Source organism: Sphingobacterium sp. UBA3549 (genome assembly GCF_002376635.1).
Classification (GTDB): Bacteria; Bacteroidota; Bacteroidia; order Sphingobacteriales; family Sphingobacteriaceae; genus Sphingobacterium.
Genome location: NZ_DFOE01000028.1, coordinates 263,120 through 277,167, shown reverse-complemented (window position 1 = coordinate 277,167; position 14,048 = coordinate 263,120). Strand labels below are relative to the sequence as shown.

The 14,048-nt window shown below is 39.2% G+C and carries 15 protein-coding genes; 3 read left to right on the top strand and 12 right to left on the bottom strand.

The genetic code is table 11. The features are described from left to right. Nucleotides 1-305: 305 nt before the first annotated feature. The 3 genes from B2W36_RS14670 (at nt 306) to B2W36_RS14660 (ending at nt 3,892) form a co-directional block, all read left to right on the top strand. Entirely contained in the window at nt 306-1,130 is an 825-nt protein-coding gene (locus tag B2W36_RS14670) for a helix-turn-helix domain-containing protein (RefSeq protein ID WP_293880781.1), read from the top strand. Nucleotides 1,131-1,204: 74 nt separating this feature from the next. After that, nucleotides 1,205-2,509, top strand: coding sequence for a serine hydrolase domain-containing protein (locus tag B2W36_RS14665; protein ID WP_293888353.1), 1,305 nt, complete (start codon nt 1,205-1,207; stop codon nt 2,507-2,509). A gap of 324 nt (nt 2,510-2,833) precedes the next feature. After that, a complete protein-coding gene (locus B2W36_RS14660) occupies nt 2,834-3,892 on the top strand; it encodes an alpha/beta hydrolase (protein ID WP_293880785.1) in 1,059 nt (352 codons plus the stop codon). 41 nt (nt 3,893-3,933) lie between these two features. On the opposite strand, the gene B2W36_RS14655 is transcribed toward B2W36_RS14660, so the two are convergent. The 12 genes from B2W36_RS14655 to B2W36_RS14600 all read right to left on the bottom strand — a co-directional run bounded on the left by B2W36_RS14655 (nt 3,934) and on the right by B2W36_RS14600 (nt 13,923). Next, nucleotides 3,934-4,434: a 4'-phosphopantetheinyl transferase family protein gene (locus B2W36_RS14655; RefSeq protein WP_293880787.1), complete on the bottom strand. Its 501-nt coding sequence runs from the start codon at nt 4,432-4,434 to the stop codon at nt 3,934-3,936. Next, on the bottom strand, nt 4,431-4,685 hold the full coding sequence (locus B2W36_RS14650; protein ID WP_293880789.1) for an acyl carrier protein: 255 nt from the start codon (nt 4,683-4,685) through the stop codon (nt 4,431-4,433). Before B2W36_RS14650 ends, B2W36_RS14655 begins: the two co-directional genes overlap by 4 nt. Beyond that, nucleotides 4,678-5,961 carry a beta-ketoacyl-[acyl-carrier-protein] synthase family protein gene (locus B2W36_RS14645; protein ID WP_293888351.1) on the bottom strand — a complete coding sequence of 428 codons (1,284 nt, stop codon included), beginning with the start codon at nt 5,959-5,961 and terminating at the stop codon, nt 4,678-4,680. Before B2W36_RS14645 ends, B2W36_RS14650 begins: the two co-directional genes overlap by 8 nt. Then, nucleotides 5,958-6,395, bottom strand: a complete 438-nt coding sequence (locus B2W36_RS14640; RefSeq protein WP_293880793.1) for a 3-hydroxyacyl-ACP dehydratase FabZ family protein — start codon at nt 6,393-6,395, stop codon at nt 5,958-5,960. Before B2W36_RS14640 ends, B2W36_RS14645 begins: the two co-directional genes overlap by 4 nt. 18 nt (nt 6,396-6,413) lie before the next feature. Next, nucleotides 6,414-7,466, bottom strand: coding sequence for a type III polyketide synthase (locus tag B2W36_RS14635; protein ID WP_293888349.1), 1,053 nt, complete (start codon nt 7,464-7,466; stop codon nt 6,414-6,416). After that, nucleotides 7,463-8,176 carry a methyltransferase domain-containing protein gene (locus tag B2W36_RS14630; RefSeq protein ID WP_293880797.1) on the bottom strand — a complete coding sequence of 238 codons (714 nt, stop codon included), beginning with the start codon at nt 8,174-8,176 and terminating at the stop codon, nt 7,463-7,465. Before B2W36_RS14630 ends, B2W36_RS14635 begins: the two co-directional genes overlap by 4 nt. Then, complete coding sequence (locus B2W36_RS14625; protein ID WP_293880799.1) at nt 8,167-9,300, bottom strand: NAD(P)/FAD-dependent oxidoreductase; 1,134 nt, start codon at nt 9,298-9,300, stop codon at nt 8,167-8,169. The genes B2W36_RS14630 and B2W36_RS14625 overlap by 10 nt, the downstream gene beginning before the upstream one ends. A 152-nt stretch (nt 9,301-9,452) precedes the next feature. After that, nucleotides 9,453-11,105: a carboxylesterase/lipase family protein gene (locus B2W36_RS14620; protein ID WP_293888347.1), complete on the bottom strand. Its 1,653-nt coding sequence runs from the start codon at nt 11,103-11,105 to the stop codon at nt 9,453-9,455. A gap of 555 nt (nt 11,106-11,660) precedes the next feature. Further along, on the bottom strand, nt 11,661-12,410 hold the full coding sequence (locus B2W36_RS14615) for an SDR family NAD(P)-dependent oxidoreductase (protein WP_293880803.1): 750 nt from the start codon (nt 12,408-12,410) through the stop codon (nt 11,661-11,663). A 109-nt stretch (nt 12,411-12,519) separates the two neighbouring features. Then, the gene (locus B2W36_RS14610) at nt 12,520-13,203 is read right to left on the bottom strand and encodes a hypothetical protein (RefSeq protein ID WP_293880805.1); all 684 of its coding nucleotides are present in this window, start codon (nt 13,201-13,203) and stop codon (nt 12,520-12,522) included. A 107-nt stretch (nt 13,204-13,310) separates the two neighbouring features. Then, on the bottom strand, nt 13,311-13,619 hold the full coding sequence (locus B2W36_RS14605; RefSeq protein ID WP_293880807.1) for a hypothetical protein: 309 nt from the start codon (nt 13,617-13,619) through the stop codon (nt 13,311-13,313). A 4-nt stretch (nt 13,620-13,623) separates the two neighbouring features. Next, nucleotides 13,624-13,923: a hypothetical protein gene (locus B2W36_RS14600; RefSeq protein ID WP_293880809.1), complete on the bottom strand. Its 300-nt coding sequence runs from the start codon at nt 13,921-13,923 to the stop codon at nt 13,624-13,626. Between the last annotated feature and the right edge of the window lie 125 nt (nt 13,924-14,048).

The following is a 14,048-nucleotide window of genomic DNA, read 5'->3' as shown; positions in this document are numbered from 1 at the left end:
TTATAGTAACCAGAGTCAACTACTTACATTGGTTGCGTCCGAGCGGGAAGCGCTCGATACAAAACTATATATCAAAAAGTTCCGTCGCGAAAGCTCTTTTTTACTATTAGACGCCAACGGGCGCTACCTTTACTTTCTGAACCAATTGCCTTTTTCATATAGCCGCATTTCACTTTTCATAGTGCATCCTACCTTGGGGTCAATCCTGAAACGCTAAGCAGGATACCAAGTAAAAAGTCAAACCAAATTCATCTATGCCAAGTCAATAACATTTAGATTTTATCACTTTTGATATTATTATAAAAATGACAATAAAAATCTATAAACCTGATCATGTGCTTCTCAAAAGACATATCGAATGCTTTTATATACTTGAAAAAACTGCAGAGGAAAAATCTACAGTATATTTTACATTTCCTAGTATTTACACGATTGTTACCATAAGTCAGCAAACCCAAACTGCGATAAATGGAAATAAATTGGTGACCAAACACTGTCCATCTAACCCGATAGAAACTAACCTCGTATGTAACTTTAATGACCCCGTTCTCATCTGTTATGAAGGAAAAATAAACGAAATCACCACCTACTTTAAACCCCTTGGGATAAATGCTTTCATACCAGAGGATCTAAGATATTATAGCCATGGAACGTTTCCCGATTTTAATCCCTATACGGATTATAAAGATGCGATGAGCTCCATTCTTTCGATAGATGACCATTGCGAAAGAATAAAGGCCTTAGAAGCTTATTGGCTCTCGAAATTAGTTTTTTTTGAAAATGCCTTGCTAGAAAACGTGATTTCCGAAATGTTAAATAAAGCGAACCTAAATCAATCCATGGCCGAATTCTCATTAAAAACAGGACGTTCAAGAATGACAATAAACAAGCATTTTGATCAGCATATCTGTAAAACACCCTCCCAATTTAAAAAAATAATTAGATTCCGCACAGCTATTCAAAGTCAATTGGAAGACGGGAAAAAAATTGGTCTGTCATATAATCTGGATTACTTCGACCAATCCCATATGATTAGAGATTTTAAAAAATTGACAGGCTTTACGCCAAAAGTTTTCTTTTCCAAGATATCGAATCTTGAACGAGGCCAGATAAAATGGATTTTTATCTAGCAGCTTTACAAAAATACAATCATGCCAGTTCATTAAATAGTAACATTGCTTCATAATTACTTATACAATACTTTATGAAGCTATTAATTCTACTCATCTTGTGCCCAGTTCTTCTATATGGACAAGAAAATACACCAACGAAACTTGCAAAATATATGCGAGCACAGGTCGAAATAAATAACTTTAGTGGAACCGTGCTCGTTAGGAAAAACAACACTATTTTGCTAAAAAAAGCCTATGGTCTCGCAGATTATGAATGGAACGTTAAAAATACAATAGATACGAAATTCCAATTAGCATCGGTCACAAAACAATTTACAGCAACTGCTATTCTCCAATTGATAGACAGCGGACGATTATCCCTAAATGATAAACTCAGTAAATTTCTTCCGGATTATCCAAAAGCTGATAGCGTCAGCATTCACATGCTGTTATCACATACTTCAGGACTAGCCATGGGTTTCAAGGAAATCGCATTGAGCAGTATGAGCAGCGATTCTGCTTATACTGCAATTAAGAAAATTCCTTTCGAATTTTCACCGGGTACGAAAAGCTCCTACAGCAATATTGGTTATTATTTATTAGCTAAAATTATTGAAAAGGTTTCAGGTGAGCGTTATGAAGCTTTCTTAGAGAAGAATATCTTTGATAAAGTGGGGATGAAGAATACGGGGATTAGTAACAATGAATCCATCGTCGCAAAAAAAGCAAAAGTATATTGTCAGAGCCAACAGAGGCTGATTCATAATCCTTATATCAACTGGAACATCAACTTGGGCCACGACGGTGTTTATTCAACTGTCGAGGATTTAGCCCTCTGGGACAAAGCCTTGTACGGAACAACTGTATTATCTGCCGCAATGAAGAAAAAAATGTTCACCCCCTATAGTTCCGAAAATTGGGGCTATGGGTTTATTATCAATCCGTTTTATAATCACGGACATGATCTAATTGCGCATGATGGCGGATTTTTTGGAACAATGACTTCCTTTAATCGATTTACACAGGACAAACTATTTGTCACAGTGCTTTCCAATAATGGCTCCTTGTCTCATATCATAGGTTATGGACTTTCGGCAATTGCTTTCGACAAACAGGTAGAGCTCCCATACAAGCATCATCGCGTCAAAATAGACACGGCAATATACGACAAGTATATCGGTCAATATGGTAAAATCAAGTTATTGAAAATCGACGGCAAACTTTTCTACAATGACAAAGACATAGAACTCATTCCAGAGTCTAAAACAAAATTCTTCAGAGGGGACGACAACGATAGAACTATCGAATTTATTCGGGATAAAACAGGTAACTATAATACCTTTATTTTAACAAAAGGTGGTGTTAAAGAGATTTTTACAAGGTCTCAAAAAAAATAAATCTTTTTATCAAGCATTTAAAACTGAAAGAAAAAATCTAAATTACATCTAGATCAATTCGGCGCTCTAATTTATCTTATAACCTAAATTAGAGCGTTTTGCCACTGGTGGAGTAGTATATGGATAAGCTAAAAAAAGTATTTTATGGAGGTCTTTTATATTATGCATCGTCTTGAAAAATTTCGCCTTCCATATACATTCTAACTTTTCGCTATCCAAAATAATCACTATCTTACAAGAGATGAATTTGTGAATATATATCCAATTTGGTAGCCATTGGATCCTAGTTAAAATAAATTTCAGGTACAGAAGGAAATACATCATATGAATACAAGATATTTTTTCTACGTCATTATCATCATCGGCTTGTTCACCTCGTGTGGCCTCATCCATAATCTTCCTGATTCGGCTTCTCCCAATACCGGAGCAGATCCTAATTTATGGTATTCATTTGTGGATCAAAATGGTAATTTTTATCCCGACAACTGGAAGAAAAACTATGGCATCCCTTCGAATAAAGCCGCTAGGGATCCATATTCCCTGATGAAAATTGCCACCGACAGAGGTGACCGCGAACAATTACTTGCTTTTGAACGAGGTAATATGCTTCGTCTTTCGAAACGTATTGCACCTAAAAAACGAGTTTTTATTTTAGTTCATGGCTTCAATGCGGATGAAGAATCTGTTGTAAAACAATATAAATATATTGCAGATCATATCGTCACCAATCCCAAAAACGATGAAATCATTCGATTTTATTGGGATGGTTTGCGATCGACCTCCCCTTTTCGATCAGCAAAAAATTGGTTTTCCGCGGCTTCTTTTAGCCAGATGGCCGGTGAATTCGGTTTAAGACGCATACTTAACAACATGGCGGATAAAGATGTTTATATTATCTCGCACAGTCGGGGGGCCTCCGTGGTCATGAGCGCAATTTCAAATCCAGAATACAATACTTCATTTTCTGCGCAAGCGAAAGATATTCACAATATTGATATCGAGCGGGCAAAGCCATTGCTGGAAAACAAAAACAGGATTACCTGCATCATGCTTGCGCCAGCAATAGGCCTTTCCGAATTTCAATATACTGACACAACAACTAACACAAAAAAATTTGTGGATCTGAGCACCCAAGTAAAGAAAATACATATCACGATTAATGGCACTGATAAAATGCTAAAGAAATTTTTTGGATTTCTATCCAACAAGCTTACCCCAACGGATCTGGGGTATAAAGAGGATAGCTTTAACGCGCTTAAGAAAAACTATACGATCTTTTCGATGACGGATTTTACAGGAATGTCAAGCCACGATTTTAGTCGTTACATACGAGATCCCAGGTTCAAGCAAATGCTGCGGGAAGAATCGATTCAAGTACAATAAGTTATTAGCGAATTTTCGCAGATTGGCTTTTATATACTGGTTTATAGTACCCCAACTATTTTCTCAAAACGACCGTGATTACTTATGGAAACTGGCAACAGTTCCCTTCGTCCCTCCGTAGCAATGCCAGGTAAACCAAGTGGATCTTTAACAACTTGACATCTTTCGAGTTCCACCACATGATCCAAATGATCGAATACCTTAACTGCTATAGTATGTATAAAATCAGGATTAACAATGGTATTGGTGTAATAATGACTTCCTTCAAAGACAACCTCTCCCACAGCGCTATCGCAAGACTTTTTAACGATCGAACAAATTAATTTATTGGGTGCATATTTTCTGTTTCTCGTCTCTCTGTTCCATATTTTGTAAGCAGCTTCTTTCATGCTCCACAAAAGCCACACAACAATCTCCGGATCGTGACTATTGGCTATTAACAGTTGCTCATTTTCATTAAATATCTTAGTAACAAACCCCCGACGTCTCCAATTGCTGTCTTTTCTGGACTGAACTAGATCGACAATATCATTACCAATCATTTTTCATTAAGCTTGGTTTCGATAATATCGATTGCCGCCCTTACATTAAGCATACGTTCCATATCAGCATTCTCAATAACTATGTCGAATTGCTCTTCGATATCCAGTACAATATCAACCAGATTAGCGGAATTGATTTGTAAATCGTGAATAAAATCAGTTTCTTCGGAAAGCTTTCCAAATGCTTCTTCGTTTGTCGTGTAAGGTGCAATAATAGGTTTTAAAGCATTGATCAGTTCTTCTCTATTCATATGGCAAGTTATCAAATTTTTTAAATATTAAGCAAGCATTCACATCCCCAAATCCAAAACTTGCCTTGGCAATAATTTGAGGTGCAACACTCATTGTATGCAAAGGGACGTTTGATTGATCTATCAGTGCAGCAATTTCAGCATGTAGGTCAACACAATTACTGTTTCCAAATATAAAACCGTGATATAGCTGCAATATTGTAGCTACGCTTTCTATACTGCCAGCTGCACTAAGACAATGTCCAGTCATACCTTTTAATGAGTTTATAAAAGGAAAATCCTTCCCCCTACGTCCAAGAGCCTCAGTCCAGTTTTCTATTTCAAAAGCATCTTTGGTAGTTGCTGTTAAATGGCCATTTATAGCATCGATTTCTAAAGCGGAAACACCTGAATTCTTCAAGGCTTCTATAATACACCGACGAACAGCATCAGCATTCGGAGCGGTCATACTACCTGTCCCCCGCTGCCCTCCGGAATTTACCTCACCACCCAACAACTCACCATATATCGTCGTCTTTCGGGCTAAGGCACTTTCCAAATCTTCCAATAGCAAAGCTCCTGCTCCGCTGCCGGGAACAAACCCTCCGGCTGTCGCACTCATCGGACGAGACCCCTCATGCGGACGGTCATTATAGTGCGAACTACACACACGCAACGCATCAAAACCACCCCAAATATAAGGGCCGCTATCTCCAGTGCTTCCTGCTAGCATCCGCTTTGCCTTGCCGGATCGAATACGGTCATAGGCCATTAAAATTGCTTCGGTCCCAGTTGCACAAGCAGATGAATTTGTTGTTACTTGGTTTCCAAGTCCCAATTTACCGCCCAAATATGCGCTGACACCACTGCTCATCGTCTGGGCCACAACTGTACTACCTAATCTGCGGGTCTGCAAATCGTCAATTTTATAGATGCTCTCACGAAACTTATCAATACCAGAGCTCCCGGATCCAAAAATGGTTCCACTGTCCCAATCTGGAGCAGATTCAGTCGCTATCGGTAACCCCGCATTTGCCCAAGCTTCCATACCTGCAATGACTCCATATAATATCCCCGTACTGTTAAAACCTCTAAGCTCGAGTTCAGTGAAATAGCGCCTTTTAAAATCATCCGTTATTTCAGGAGTTCCTGCTATCTGGCAGGAAAACTGTAATTTCTCGAGTTGTACATCATGTCGAATACCCGAGACCCCATCTTTTATCGCTTGCGTAAAAGATGGTAGGCCTACCCCATTCGGTGCTACAACCCCCATTCCTGTAATGACGACTCTCTTCATAGCTCCTCCGTAATCATACCTGCCAATAGTCCTTTACAAACCTCCTGGCCGCTTTCATTTTTCATAACGACCTCACATTTTAGTTTACCAAACCTGAAATATATCTTTTTTGAAGACACGGTAACTCTCTCCTTCGGATATACAGGCTTTAAAAATTCTATATCCGTTGAGGTCAACGCTATAGCAGCATTAGCCGTAAACTCTTTATCCAGCAAAAAAATTCCCAGACAGGCTAAACCTATCTGTGCCATCGTTTCGATCAAAATAACTCCCGGAGTAACAGGTTTGCCATAAAAATGGCCTCTATAAAAATCCAGGTTTTCATTAAAAGTATAGGCACCTGTAATACCTTCCTCATCAACATGAATTAATTCATCAACAAACAAAAAAGGTTCTCTGTAGGGCAACTTTGCCACTATATTATTCAAATCCATTGATGAGATCTAATTAGGTCACCATTTTAACAATACGCGCTGAGCTGAAAATCCAGGGCCAAAACTTAGCATTAAACCAAATTCTCCAGTCTTTGGTTGATGCTTCATGATGCGTTCAAGAACATACAGCACGGTAGCACTCGACATATTGCCATATTGCGCAAGCACTGCCTTAGTGTCTTTGATATCTTTACCAAACTCAGCAAAAATCTGCTCAATCGTCGCCACAATCTTCTTACCTCCGGGATGAAAAATCATGTGATTGATATCTTTGATTTCCAAACCATTCTTTTTCAAAAATGGATGTAGCACATCTGCAAAATGTGACGCGATCACATTCGGCACATCAACATCCAATATCATCTGCATACCACTGTTGGTCAGCTTAAAACCCATGATATCTTCTGTATGATAAAAATGATACATCTGCTGGTCAAGAATTTCTGGTCCGCAATCCTCTTCATGCGATGAAAGCAGACTACAGGCAGCACCATCTCCAAATATAGCCGCACTGACCATATTTGACATGGAGAAATCCTCCAGCTGAAAAGTAGCTGTTGGGGCCTCTACGGCAATTACCGCAGCACGTTTACCCGGATTCGCCTGTAAGAAATTCTTAGCGTAGATAACCCCTGAAACCCCAGCAACACATCCCATTTCTGTAACCGGCAGCCTGACAATATCCTGCCGGAGCTTCATCTTGTTAATTAAATATCCGTCTAATGATGGTATCATAATTCCCGTACAACTCACCGTTATAATATAGTCTAATGACTGCGGGTCCCAAGCTGCTTTCTTAAGTGCTTTACGCAGCACTTTCTCCCCTAATTCGATTGCTTCACGGCAATAAATATTATTCTTTTCTTCAAAGGATGTCACTTTAAAAACTTCGATGGGATCCATGATAGCATAACGCCTCTCCACAGCAGAGCCTTCAAAAAGTTTTTTTATCTTTTTTACAAAACGGAGCTCCTGTCCTTTAAGCCAAATATCCAATAACGGAAGAACCTCATCGGTAGTACAGGAATATTTAGGCAGTTGCTTGGCAACAGTAATTATCTTGACACTCATATATTGGAAATTATCCACTGGTAACGAAAAGCCCATTTCCATTGGATGGTATAACTTTTTAATTGCAATGTTTCTGAGAATTGCTCTAACTCATATTTTTTAAATCCGCGTAGTATGGAGATAAGTCCATCCACTTTTGTCATTTTATTTAACCTAAAAAAGGTACCTACAGCTTGAAAAAGACGATAGGCTACTTTGCTCCTATGCAGGTCGTTGACGACGATTCCCAAATTTGAAATCTTGATGAGTCTGTCTATCAATTCAATAATTCTTTCATTGTCAAAATGATGAATGGTCAGCGTACACAGCACAATATCATAACTGTTATTTTCAAAATCTGTGTCGAATATATCTGCACACAAATAGGATATATTACTGTAATCTTTTGACAGCGACCGCGCATAATTTACCGTATATTGATTTGCATCTACACCCAATAGATTCAGATTGATATTATTTTTATAACCATAATCACTCAGCATGCGAAGCATGTCTCCATTCCCGCATCCGATATCAATAATTGAAATTGGCTTGCTCTTCTCTACACCAGAAAGAAGTTTCTTGACTCCATCCAAGGTGATGCTATTTCCACCCAAAAACTGGTTGATCTTTGAAATACGATCCAATGTGACACGAAGTTCCTCACCTGCAAGCAAGAAATCATCCATGATCTCAGTCTCCCCTGTTCTATGTTTCGTGTTTATAGACATTTTATTGTGTTTGCATTTCCATGAGTTTGTTTGATAACCCAAATCAAAATTTTTGGAAAAAGGACCCCGATCTTCATCAGTATTGCCGCGCCAAATTCATAACGTAATATACTAGACAGCATCCGCCCGAACCATAATCGCCTTCCAAAAGCTTGTTTCCAGCGAGTGACATACATTACTTCCAATTGTTGACGGGATTCAATTTTACGGCTACAGTAATCCAAAATAAGTTCCGAAGCTAACTTTGCGCCGTGTATCGCCATAGCCATTCCATTTCCACAGAATGGATGAATAAGACCAGCCGTATCACCGACCATGAGGATGTGGTTTTCCACCGCATATTTTTTATCAAAAGAAAATTGACTGATCGTAATCGGTTTATCAAAAAGCATCGTGCTCTTTTCAAAAAAACACTTTAGATACCTATTTTTAGATATGACGTACTTTTGATACGCTTCGATGTTCTTATATTTCTTAAAAGTTTTTACATCGGCCAAATAACAGACATTTATCTTGTTATCTTCAACTTTGGAAATGCCACAGTAGCCACCTTCAAAGTTGTGTAAGGCGATGAGGTTGTCGGGAAAATCTCCCGAATAATGAGCCTTTACAGCCATCCAAATGGAGGGTCTCTTCATGAAATCCCGTGACAACAATTGATCGATATTACTTCGTTTGCCATAAGCCCCCAATACAATCTTTGCGCTTAACTTCTGCCCCTGAAACGAAACAGCAAATATATCATCGCTAAAGGAAATTCCGGTGACCGTAGCAATCACGATTGAACAGCCATTATCTTTTGCCTTTTTATAGAGCAACTCATCCAAGGAATAGCGACTTACACCAATGCCACCCAATGGTAATCTGATCTTATCGGATTGCCCATGTTGTGTCGTATATTGTAATTCTTCAAGATGTGTGGCGCGCAAAGTATTCACATCAACCTTAAGCCAGTCCAAATAGGGTAAAATCTCATTGGAGAGGTATTCCCCGCAAACTCTATGATGTGGGTACTCATGTTTTTCGATTAATGTTACCTTCAGTCCCTGTTTGGACAAATGCAATGCACTTGTGAGCCCAGCTAAACCACCACCTATTATAATTACATCAGGATTTATTTCCATATAGCAAACTTGCTCCGCGTTAGTAATCTTCAAAATATTGTTAGGAAACACCGCACAGGCCATGATCGATGGGGCTGCTTTCTACCAGTCATTTTGATAACAGATCTTACCAAGAAATAGTTTTACCCTCCTCATAAAATTAAAAAGACACATTACAGATTTTCTCGATCCTTCTGTGCTTGATCCATAAATAGCTTATCAAGAAAAAGATATCTGTCCCGAAACTCCTCAGGAGATGCTTTCGCATCGACATTTAAATTAAGAATGTTCATGCGCTTATCTTTGCCTAGTGTTTTCGGCCATAGAGAAAGCTCCTTCCCATTTGGATCACCTGTCTTAATGAAATTGACAAAATAATTCTGCCCCAGTCTCGATACCCTATAATCATCATCTGTCCAGGCAAAAACATCGTTACTTTTAAGATTGCCTAATAAATATTCGATATCACTGGCATGGAAAGCGCCAGGTAGTGGTTCTGGCATTTTCTCTTTAGGCTGTTTTTCAGATTTTTTACTAATTCCCCCCGCAAGCCCAGTCTGTACATCGCTATATGCTGGTTGCATCGCCGGCCGTGGTTTACTAAATATATAGACAAATACGGGCTGACCACTATTTTTCCGTTGCAGATCGAGCCATTTCCATGTACTATAGACTATAAAATTATCACTGGCCAATGCTGTAGACGATCGAATTACTTCCATCTCGGTTTTTCCGGGATATAGTTTCAGAACTTCGTCGGCTTTAGCTCCATATTGCGTTCTGACCAACTTTTCATAATTCTCTGGAGAGGGGTAAGATTTACCCATATACGCTGTATATGGCGCTTCTGTCGAAGTCCAGCCTGCGAGTAGAGGCACTTTAGACTGTTCGCCAGCTTCAAAAATCGCGAGCGGAGATTTCGGCAAGAAATACCCATCAACGATCAACCGGGTAGCGAATGCCCCAGGCTCACTGGCTTTATCAAGAAGTTCAGATGCAGGTATCTCACGCAGTTTATCAAGCTCTTTGGCATTTACACGATCTGCAAATGTAATCCCCTGCTGTTCTTGCTCAGAAAGAGATATAGTGCCGTATCTCAAGTTAAAGACACTTCCACTTTGACCAATAGCACGCTTAAACAATCCTTTGGATAACGGACTGGCCATCTGTGCGGAGACGGACATACTACCCGCCGACTCCCCTCCAATGGTGACCGCATCAGGATCTCCACCAAATGCAGCAATATTTTTTTTTACCCACAACAAGGCAGCATGCTGGTCCAAAAGTCCATAGTTTCCTGATGCATGTTGAGGAGATTCTTTGGTTAATGCTGGATGTGCAAAGAAGCCAAAAATACCAAGACGATAATTCACTGTAACAACGATAAGTCCTTCTTTTGCAAAACTTTCCCCATCGTAACGATTTTCCGATCCATCACCGGCATTGAAACCTCCACCATAAAAATAAACCAATACAGGAAGTTTGCCCTCGTCGGCTGCCTTTGGACGCCACACATTCAGATAGAGACAATCTTCACTCATTCCGGGCGAACGAAATCTCATATCTCCATAGATGGGCTTTTGCATAGGGGAGCTGCCAAAATGATCTGCTTTACGAATACCATTCCAAGGCACCACTGCTTGCGGTTCTTTCCATCTTAGATCACCAACAGGTGGCTTCGTAAATGGAATCCCTCGAAAAGACTGCACCCCGCTTGACAAGGTAATCCCTTCCAGTATGCCGGCTTCAACCTTTACCTGAGGTGCTTGAGCAAAAACACATGATACAATAAAAAAAACGACAGTAGTAAAAAAGATCTTTTTCATAATGAGAGGCTTTTAATTCATTTTTATGCTTCTTTCAGTTAAAATACTAAATAAAATCTATAGAACGACGACCGGTGCATTTTTTATAGCAGAAAATAAGATCAATCACTGGACAACATACATGAGACATTCCCATAGCCTAATTGGTAAACCAGATAAAAAGTAAAATAAGCCATTGTACAAAGATACATATCCAAAATGGTTTGCTACTTGGTGCCGCCAGTATTTCGAGAACCTGAATAAATTTTGACTTTTAAATAGTATAGAAACTTTCGTTATGATCCAAATCAAGGATATCAAACTTCACTTTATTCAAACCAAAAACAAGAATCCGCTTGACCCAAGGATTCTCGATCTGGATATTGCTCGCAATCTTTGAAAATACATATCTGTTGCTAAAAAGAAATAGTAATATGGGTAACAAAATCAATCCTACTCGCCAAAGAAATTTACCCATGGATGTAAAAACCAATGTTCAGACCCCAGACAATAAACAGGAAATATAGACAAAAGGTCTCGATAAAAATTTCGAGACCTTTTGTTTTTTAATCGCAATTAAACAACCGTGTAACCACCGTCAACTAAATAATAGCCTCCGGTCATAAAGGACGATTTATCCGAACTTAGAAAAAGAACCAATTCAGCCACTTCTTCTGCTTTTCCCAAACGCCCAATGGGGTGCTTACTGATTAAAGCATTAATATGTTCTTTATCCAGTTGAGCTAATAAAGGGGTATCGATATAACCTGGTCCGACTGCATTGCAACGGATATTTTTTTGCCCATATTCTGCACCGATATTTTTTGTCAAACCCACCACTGCATGTTTTGCTGAAGTATAGGCACTCGATAGAGGAGCCGCAACAGTACCATGGATGGAAGCCATATTAACGATTACACCACCGCCATTCTTTTCCATCGCTTCTATTTGATACTTACAGCCATAAAATACCCCATTGAAATTTATATCAATCACTTTTTTCCAACCATCTAAACTATAGTCTCCTGTCAGTGCAGCTTCTCCTCCGATCCCAGCATTGTTACATGCGATATCAAGTCGACCAAATGTTTTGACCGCAAAACCAACCAACGCTTCATTATCAGCCGGGGACGAACTATCTGCTTTAAAAAATGCAGCCTCTCCACCTAGAGATTCGACGTGTTTTACGGTTTCATGCCCCGCTCGCTCGTTGATATCCGAGACAACGACTTTTGCACCTTCCTTGGCATAAGCCAATGCAACAGCCAGTCCGATCCCCGAACCAGCCCCTGTTACTAAAGCTACTTTATCTGCTAAAATTTTCATATGATATAAATTTTATGATCAATACAATTTACAAAAAGCAAAAGTGACTAAGTAGGCAAAGACCATTTACTTTATTTAAAACGAAACTAAGATGACATTTCTCATCTCATCAATTTTGTAGCTGCGGATATTTTTTATAAAATCTATCCAAGAAGAAACGCCCCATTAATTGAAGTTTGGCCTGTGTTTCAAACATGCCGGCACCAGGAGAGATAATACCATGTGGCATACGCTGCACAGTACCATAATATATAATATCAAGTCCATTTCCATTAACTTCAAGATGCATTTTCTTTGGATTTAATCCCATAACAGATCCCATACGTGTCACTTTTTCGGAATTGCTGATCTGCGCTGGTCTCGCATCGAGTAAAGTTGCCTGATCGAAAACCAAATGGTCCCTTGCTTCGCCATCATCAAAAAACACATAATGTAACTCATCATTGCTGAGCACCAAATAAGAAGCATTATCCCGTTCGCTATAACGAGCCTTTACCCCCACAGCTGCCCAGGCAACAGTCTTCGCTGCAGTCGCTGCAGCCGAAGCAACTTTATCCCCCACCGTTGCAATATACGCACATTGCGTAAAGGCATCGATGGGAGCGCCATTCATTCGTTTTCTTAATTCGTTAAATTCATCATATAACAATTCATCCTTTACTGCTGGCGCCAAGGAAATTCCAGATTCTCCTTCATACTTTTTGGCCGTCTCTTTTTGCTTCTTCATCATCATAAGAGAAATGAATACGCAAACCACAACGATCACAGCAAAAATACCAATGTATAACATCATAAAATAAAAATTTAGAAAAGGTTTACAATTCCATAAAAAATCCAGAAAGTGGATAACATAATTAAGTTTCCGCTCTCTAGATTGGTCGGTTGCAAAAATTTTCCTGACTAAAGAATTTTATCTGGATAGTGAATATTATTCAAAGCAGTTTGGTGCATATCCACCCAAATATCGTTATTTGACTGATTTAGAAGCCAGTTAGGGGAGCTACGCATATCAGCATCCTGATCGTTATTATAGACAGATGGAAAATCGGACTCTCTGACGCTAAGCAAAACGACAATTGTACCAGGCATCAACCAGCGATCTGAAGCAAGATCATGATATTCAGCATCCGCATGTTTACTATCACGTTGCAAAGCCCAACTCTTCAGTTGCTTGAGCCGTTCAGTTTCCTCAAATCCATTTTTTTGCATCCTGCTAAACTTCCCGTTCGTTGAGCTCCAATTGCAATAAAATATCGCGCTTCTTACCTTCAATCAAAGACAAATTACCGGCAACAAAAACACCTTTCTGTCCCGAATTTTTGCTAATTCCATATACCGATGATTCATCGCCGGGATCTGACTCACCTTCATAGCGAAATAGGTAATCAATCCTGTATTGATCCGCGTTAGCCAGCAAATCGTCAAATTCAATATTGTAGTCAATTGTATAGCCCAAGTTGTTTAACTTTTCCAACGCAACACTTGCAGATGAGTACCCATGCATTCTTTCCATAGTTGATTATTCTAAATCCGATCCAAATTCTATTTTTTATTATAAAACGATTGACAAAAGGGTTTTGTTTTCCACAATTTGAAATAGTTTATTCGAAATCATATTTCTATTTTTGTGCTACCAAA

Excerpts from the sequence above, each read along its gene's own strand:
- B2W36_RS14670 (WP_293880781.1), top strand. The coding sequence starts at position 306 with ATGACAATAAAAATCTATAAACCTGATCATGTGCTTCTCAAAAGACAT.
- B2W36_RS14665 (WP_293888353.1), top strand. The coding sequence starts at position 1,205 with ATGAAGCTATTAATTCTACTCATCTTGTGCCCAGTTCTTCTATATGGA.
- B2W36_RS14660 (WP_293880785.1), top strand. The coding sequence starts at position 2,834 with ATGAATACAAGATATTTTTTCTACGTCATTATCATCATCGGCTTGTTC.
- B2W36_RS14655 (WP_293880787.1), bottom strand. The coding sequence starts at position 4,434 with ATGATTGGTAATGATATTGTCGATCTAGTTCAGTCCAGAAAAGACAGC.
- B2W36_RS14650 (WP_293880789.1), bottom strand. The coding sequence starts at position 4,685 with ATGAATAGAGAAGAACTGATCAATGCTTTAAAACCTATTATTGCACCT.
- B2W36_RS14645 (WP_293888351.1), bottom strand. The coding sequence starts at position 5,961 with ATGAAGAGAGTCGTCATTACAGGAATGGGGGTTGTAGCACCGAATGGG.
- B2W36_RS14640 (WP_293880793.1), bottom strand. The coding sequence starts at position 6,395 with ATGGATTTGAATAATATAGTGGCAAAGTTGCCCTACAGAGAACCTTTT.
- B2W36_RS14635 (WP_293888349.1), bottom strand. The coding sequence starts at position 7,466 with ATGAGTGTCAAGATAATTACTGTTGCCAAGCAACTGCCTAAATATTCC.
- B2W36_RS14630 (WP_293880797.1), bottom strand. The coding sequence starts at position 8,176 with ATGTCTATAAACACGAAACATAGAACAGGGGAGACTGAGATCATGGAT.
- B2W36_RS14625 (WP_293880799.1), bottom strand. The coding sequence starts at position 9,300 with ATGGAAATAAATCCTGATGTAATTATAATAGGTGGTGGTTTAGCTGGG.
- B2W36_RS14620 (WP_293888347.1), bottom strand. The coding sequence starts at position 11,105 with ATGAAAAAGATCTTTTTTACTACTGTCGTTTTTTTTATTGTATCATGT.
- B2W36_RS14615 (WP_293880803.1), bottom strand. The coding sequence starts at position 12,410 with ATGAAAATTTTAGCAGATAAAGTAGCTTTAGTAACAGGGGCTGGTTCG.
- B2W36_RS14610 (WP_293880805.1), bottom strand. The coding sequence starts at position 13,203 with ATGATGTTATACATTGGTATTTTTGCTGTGATCGTTGTGGTTTGCGTA.
- B2W36_RS14605 (WP_293880807.1), bottom strand. The coding sequence starts at position 13,619 with ATGCAAAAAAATGGATTTGAGGAAACTGAACGGCTCAAGCAACTGAAG.
- B2W36_RS14600 (WP_293880809.1), bottom strand. The coding sequence starts at position 13,923 with ATGGAAAGAATGCATGGGTACTCATCTGCAAGTGTTGCGTTGGAAAAG.